This is a genomic window from Campylobacter canis (assembly GCF_045504005.1).
Classification (GTDB): domain Bacteria; phylum Campylobacterota; class Campylobacteria; order Campylobacterales; family Campylobacteraceae; genus Campylobacter_A; species Campylobacter_A canis.
The window spans coordinates 1-6882 of record NZ_JBJJXH010000020.1; the positions used below are offsets into that span (position 1 = coordinate 1).

Below are 6882 nucleotides of genomic sequence, written 5' to 3' on the forward strand. Positions count from 1 at the left end.
TGTTCTCTAACTTAACATTGTTAAACTAATTAGTCAATCTTTGAAATCTAAACAAGTGATCGATTGAGCCAATTTACTTTCAGGCTTTCTTTGGAAAGTAGTTAGTAGATAAAACTAATTAATATAAATAAAAATTAAAAGTTTTTTGATTAAAAACTTCATATAAATTATATGGAGAGTTTGATCCTGGCTCAGAGTGAACGCTGGCGGCGTGCCTAATACATGCAAGTCGAACGGAGATTAAAGTAAGCTTGCTTATTTTAATCTTAGTGGCGCACGGGTGAGTAATGTATAGCTAATCTGCCCTACACTAGAGGACAACAGTTGGAAACGACTGCTAATACTCTATACTCCTTCTTTACATAAGTTAAGTCGGGAAAGTTTTTCGGTGTAGGATGAGGCTATATCGTATCAGCTAGTTGGTGAGGTAATGGCTCACCAAGGCTATGACGCGTAACTGGTCTGAGAGGATGATCAGTCACACTGGAACTGAGACACGGTCCAGACTCCTACGGGAGGCAGCAGTAGGGAATATTGCTCAATGGGGGAAACCCTGAAGCAGCAACGCCGCGTGGAGGATGACACTTTTCGGAGCGTAAACTCCTTTTCTTGGGAAAGAATTATGACGGTACCCAAGGAATAAGCACCGGCTAACTCCGTGCCAGCAGCCGCGGTAATACGGAGGGTGCAAGCGTTACTCGGAATCACTGGGCGTAAAGGACGCGTAGGCGGATTATCAAGTCTTGAGTGAAATCTAACGGCTTAACCGTTAAACTGCTTGGGAAACTGATAATCTAGAGTAAGGGAGAGGCAGATGGAATTCTTGGTGTAGGGGTAAAATCCGTAGAGATCAAGAAGAATACCCATTGCGAAGGCGATCTGCTGGAACTTAACTGACGCTAATGCGTGAAAGCGTGGGGAGCAAACAGGATTAGATACCCTGGTAGTCCACGCCCTAAACGATGTATACTAGTTGTTGCCAAGCTAGTCTTGGCAGTAATGCACCTAACGGATTAAGTATACCGCCTGGGGAGTACGGTCGCAAGATTAAAACTCAAAGGAATAGACGGGGACCCGCACAAGCGGTGGAGCATGTGGTTTAATTCGAAGATACGCGAAGAACCTTACCCGGACTTGATATCTAACAAATCATCTAGAGATAGAAGAGTGTCTGCTTGCAGAAATGTTAAGACAGGTGCTGCACGGCTGTCGTCAGCTCGTGTCGTGAGATGTTGGGTTAAGTCCCGCAACGAGCGCAACCCACGTATTTAGTTGCTAACGGTTAGGCCGAGCACTCTAAATAGACTGCCTTCGTAAGGAGGAGGAAGGTGTGGACGACGTCAAGTCATCATGGCCCTTATGTCCGGGGCGACACACGTGCTACAATGGCATATACAATGAGACGCAATATCGCGAGATGGAGCAAATCTATAAAATATGTCCCAGTTCGGATTGGAGTCTGCAACTCGACTCCATGAAGCCGGAATCGCTAGTAATCGTAGATCAGCCATGCTACGGTGAATACGTTCCCGGGTCTTGTACTCACCGCCCGTCACACCATGGGAGTTGATTTCACTCGAAGCCCAAATACCAAACCGGTTATGGTCCACAGTGGAATCAGCGACTGGGGTGAAGTCGTAACAAGGTAACCGTAGGAGAACCTGCGGTTGGATCACCTCCTTTCTAGAGTACAATGAATATTCTCTCACAAGATATTCATCAAAGGAAAATTTAGATTAGCCTTATTAAACTAATCTACTCAATCATCCTTGTTTAGTTTTGAAAGATTGACGGCTAATAAATTTGTCTAATTCCTTAATTGCCTAGACAAAAACCTAAATTTGTGATTTATGATAAACGAAGTTTAGAATAAATCCTTGTAACTTTAGGTGGGTGCAGGGAGTGAAAATCCTGCTCGTAAATACTAGCTTTACTAGTATGCGAAGTAAGGATGTTGAGGGGAATTAGCTCAGCTGGGAGAGCGCCTGCTTTGCACGCAGGAGGTCAGCGGTTCGATCCCGCTATTCTCCACCAAATTTAAGCGCGAAGCTATTTTTATTCTAGACAAGAAAAAGTGACCGAGCAACAAGGAGCGTAGATATACTACGTGACGAAGTTACGACCAAGCTTTAACGCAGTATAGAATGAAAAAGAGCAAGCAAGAGGGCCTATAGCTCAGCTGGTTAGAGTGCACCCCTGATAAGGGTGAGGTCACAAGTTCAAGTCTTGTTAGGCCCACCATTAATTAGCAAATAAATAAAAGTTAGTTTAACTAAACAGATATCAAGGTTTAAATCAAGTGTTCTAAAAAGAATGAAAGAATATTTGCTTTAGACTTTGAGTTGATTAATATCCTTATCTTACGGTGCCTCCGAAAGAGGCAGTGTGCTTTAGGGGTTTCCAAAGGGCGTAGCTCTTTGGTCGCAAATACTAGCTTTGCTAGTATGCGAAGTCTAAAACGTTCTTTTATTTATCATTGTTAAGAGTCACAAGCAAGTTTTAAATAAAACAATTTTACAGGACTTGTTAAAGATTTAAATATCTTATCTCTTGAATATAATCAGTATTCAGAAGTTTAACATCACAAGATATCTAGAGTTAAAACTTATCTATATATCAGTTAATGCTTTCCGTCTTGGAGGTTAGATTTTAAATTTAGTAATAAACTTAAATTTGCTTCATATATTTATATATGATTTTAAATTTTTGTTGTTTATATTACCTTTAACAAGGAAGTGATGCGAATTAGAATATGAAATATACTAATAAAAGGTAAGCTACAAAGAGCAAATGGTGGATGCCTTGGCTAGTAGAGGCGATGAAGGACGTGCCAGGCTGCGATAAGACTCGGGGAGCCGTCAAGGGGCTTTGATCCGGGTATTTCCGAATGGGGCAACCCAACTGATAGCGATGTCAGTTACCGTAATGGAGCGAACGAGGGGAATTGAAACATCTTAGTACCCTCAGGAAAAGAAATCAAACGAGATTACGCTAGTAGCGGCGAGCGAACGCGTAAGAGGGCAAACCGTTAGTTTACTAACGGGGTTGTAGGACTGCAACATAGAATAAACAAAGCTAATAGAATAAGCTGGAAAGCTTAAGCATAGAGGGTGATACTCCCGTATATGAAAGCGATGTTTTACTTAGCAGTATCCTGAGTAGGGCGGAACACGTGATATTCTGTCTGAAGCCGGGTAGACCACTATCCAACCCTAAATACTACTACTAGACCGATAGTGCACAAGTACCGTGAGGGAAAGGTGAAAAGAACTGAGGTGATCAGAGTGAAATAGAACCTGAAACCATTTGCTTACAATCATTCAGAGCCCTATGATTTATCAGGGTGATGGACTGCCTTTTGCATAATGAGCCTGCGAGTTGTGATGTCTGGCGAGGTTAAGGAAACCCGGAGCCGTAGCGAAAGCGAGTCTTAATAGGGCGTTTAGTCAGATGTTGCAGACCCGAAACGATGTGATCTATCCATGAGCAGGTTGAAACCGGTGTAAGAGCCGGTGGAGGACCGAACCCGCTAGCGTTGAAAAGCTATGGGATGACTTGTGGATAGGGGTGAAAGGCCAATCAAACATCGTGATAGCTGGTTCTCTCCGAAATATATTTAGGTATAGCGTCATGTAGTAACACTGGGGGGTAGAGCACTGAATGGGCTAGGGCATACACCAATGTACCAAACCCTATCAAACTCCGAATACCTAGTGTGTAATCATGGCAGTCAGGCGGCGAGTGATAAAATCCGTCGTCGAGAGGGGAACAACCCAGACTAACAGCTAAGGTCCCTAAATCTCATTTAAGTGGAAAACGATGTGGAGTTACTGAAACAACCAGGAGGTTGGCTTAGAAGCAGCCATCCTTTAAAGAAAGCGTAATAGCTCACTGGTCTAGTGATTCTGCGCGGAAAATATAACGGGGCTAAAATGAGTACCGAAGCTTTAGACTTAGTTTTACTAAGTGGTAGGAGAGCGTTCTATTCAGCGTTGAAGGTGTACCGGTAAGGAGCGCTGGAGCGGATAGAAGTGAGCATGCAGGCATGAGTAGCGATAATTAATGTGAGAATCATTAACGCCGTAAACCCAAGGTTTCCTACGCGATGCTCGTCATCGTAGGGTTAGTCGGGTCCTAAGCAAAGTCCGAAAGGGGTATGCGATGGAAAATTGGTTAATATTCCAATACCAACATTATTGTGCGATGGAAGGACGCTTAGAGTTAAGCAAGCCGGCGGATGGAAGTGCCGGTCGAAAGGTGTAGGTTGAGTTACAGGCAAATCCGTAACTCTTTATCCGAGACCCCACAGGCACACAAAGTTCTTCGGAACAGCGTGTGAATTGCTGATACTGTCGAGCCAAGAAAAGTTTCTAAGTTTAGATAATGTTGCCCGTACCGTAAACCGACACAGGTGGGTGGGATGAGTATTCTAAGGCGCGTGGAAGAACTCTCTTCAAGGAACTCTGCAAAATAGCACCGTATCTTCGGTATAAGGTGTGCCTAGCTTTGTTAAGGATTTACTCCGTAAGCAAGGAAGGTTACAACAAAGAGTCCCTCCCGACTGTTTACCAAAAACACAGCACTCTGCTAACTCGTAAGAGGATGTATAGGGTGTGACGCCTGCCCGGTGCTCGAAGGTTAATTGATGACGTTAGCTCTGCGAAGCGTTTGATCGAAGCCCGAGTAAACGGCGGCCGTAACTATAACGGTCCTAAGGTAGCGAAATTCCTTGTCGGTTAAATACCGACCTGCATGAATGGCGTAACGAGATGGGAGCTGTCTCGAAGAGGGATCCAGTGAAATTGTAGTGGAGGTGAAAATTCCTCCTACCCGCGGCAAGACGGAAAGACCCCGTGGACCTTTACTACAGCTTGACACTGCTATTGGGATAAAGATGTGCAGGATAGGTGGGAGGCTTTGATCTATAAACGCCAGTTTATAGTGAGCCGTTGTTGAGATACCACTCTTTTTTATTCTGATAGCTAACTGGCATGAGTTATCCTCATGCAGGACAATGTCTGGTGGGTAGTTTGACTGGGGCGGTCGCCTCCCAAAATGTAACGGAGGCTTACAAAGGTTGGCTCAGAACGGTTGGAAATCGTTCGTAGAGTATAAAGGTATAAGCCAGCTTAACTGCGAGACGTACATGTCAAGCAGAGACGAAAGTCGGTCTTAGTGATCCGGTGGTTCTGTGTGGAAGGGCCATCGCTCAAAGGATAAAAGGTACCCCGGGGATAACAGGCTGATCTCCCCCAAGAGCTCACATCGACGGGGAGGTTTGGCACCTCGATGTCGGCTCATCGCATCCTGGGGCTGGAGCAGGTCCCAAGGGTATGGCTGTTCGCCATTTAAAGCGGTACGCGAGCTGGGTTCAGAACGTCGTGAGACAGTTCGGTCCCTATCTGCCGTGGGCGTAAGAAGATTGAGGAGAGTTGACCCTAGTACGAGAGGACCGGGTTGAACCAACCACTGGTGTACGAGTTGTCCTGCCAAGGGCACCGCTCGGTAGCTAAGTTGGGATGTGATAAGAGCTGAAAGCATCTAAGCTCGAAGCCAACTCCAAGATGAATCTTCTTTTAAGACCTCATAAAGACTATATGTTTGATAGGCTGGGTGTGTAATGGATGAAAGTCCTTTAGCTGACCAGTACTAATAGGTCGTCTGCTTATCTTTTAATAAGCATCACTTCCTTGTTAAGGGTAAACCCTTACAAGATAAAGATTGTTATTTAAAAACGCTTTAACTCTTAACAAATAAAAGACAGTGTTAAATAAGAAATTAGGAAGCAGGTTGTTGAGATATAAATAAAAAATATCTTGGTTAAACTCTGCAATAATTTTTTATTTAACACTGCCCGTGACTATACAGACGAGGAAACGCCTTGCTCCATCTCGAACCAAGAAGCTAAGCTCGTCCTGGCTGATGATACTCTCCCTTACTGGGATGTTTGGAAAAGTAGGTCGTTGCGGGCTTTGTTATTATTCTTCTAAAATCATATCAAAAACAGCTAATCTAAAAAAACATTAACAATAAACATAAAAACCTTTTTTTACATTTATTATATTTTACATACTTTTAAATTTAAACCGATTAGTTTTTAAATTCTTTATATACCTATCTGCTTTATTTACAATTATCTAAATTAACTGCTTTATTTACTCTTTATGCCTTTAGCAGCTATAGTTTATTTGTTTATTACTCATTTATAAATTTATCATTTCTTTAACATAGCATTGTAGAATTTTAACTACTTAAATTTAAACATCTTAATAAAAAGGAATTTACTATGAATACGGTAAAAAATATACTGTTAGCACTTATTATGCTTTGGCTATCTGCATTTGCTCAGATAAATCTAAATACGGCCACTAAAGAGGAGCTTATGAGCTTAAAAGGCATAGGAGAGTCTAAGGCTGAGGCTATAATGGAATATAGAAAGATGAATAAGTTTAACTCTATAGAAGATCTTAAAAATGTAAACGGAATAGGAGATAAGACATTTGAAGCGTTAAAACAAGATATATCGGTATCGGGCAAAAGTGTAATGCCTGCTAATGCAACTAAGAAGATAAAAGATAAAGAGAATAAGCTACTTTCTAAAACAAAAGATACAAAAGAAAAAACAACCAAGCAAGCAGATAAATTAAAAGATACTAAAGACAGCCTAAACAAAAAAGTTAAAGACAAAGAAGATAGTTTAAAGAAGGAGACTAAGAAGACTAATGATAAAGAAGACAAGGCAGATAAGGCTAAGGACGCAAAAGAGAACATAAAAGACACCAAAGAGAATATAAAGAAAGATACTAAAAAAACAAAAGAGAGTAAATAGGGTAAAATAAAGAAAGTAGAAGAGGGGGTAGTGAGGGGTGTTTGGAGGGGGGG

At 42.2% G+C, this 6882-nt stretch carries 1 protein-coding gene, 2 tRNA genes and 3 rRNA genes; all 6 read left to right on the forward strand.

Features of this window, described 5'->3' with window-relative positions; all coding sequences use genetic code 11:
* Positions 1 to 168 precede the first annotated feature (168 nt).
* Positions 169 to 1683 (forward strand): 16S ribosomal RNA (locus tag ACHJH3_RS11175).
* A 275-nt stretch (positions 1684 to 1958) separates the two neighbouring features.
* Positions 1959 to 2034, forward strand: a tRNA-Ala gene (locus ACHJH3_RS11180).
* A gap of 130 nt (positions 2035 to 2164) precedes the next feature.
* Positions 2165 to 2241, forward strand: a tRNA-Ile gene (locus ACHJH3_RS11185).
* 529 nt (positions 2242 to 2770) lie between these two features.
* Positions 2771 to 5673: ribosomal RNA gene (locus ACHJH3_RS11190) — 23S ribosomal RNA — on the forward strand.
* A 179-nt stretch (positions 5674 to 5852) separates the two neighbouring features.
* Positions 5853 to 5972, forward strand: a 5S ribosomal RNA gene (gene rrf / locus ACHJH3_RS11195).
* Together the 16S, 23S and 5S rRNA genes with 2 tRNA genes alongside form the textbook arrangement of a ribosomal RNA operon.
* Before the next feature lie 314 nt (positions 5973 to 6286).
* Positions 6287 to 6829 carry a ComEA family DNA-binding protein gene (locus ACHJH3_RS11200; protein WP_407064881.1) on the forward strand — a complete coding sequence of 181 codons (543 nt, stop codon included), beginning with the start codon at positions 6287 to 6289 and terminating at the stop codon, positions 6827 to 6829.
* Positions 6830 to 6882 lie beyond the last annotated feature (53 nt).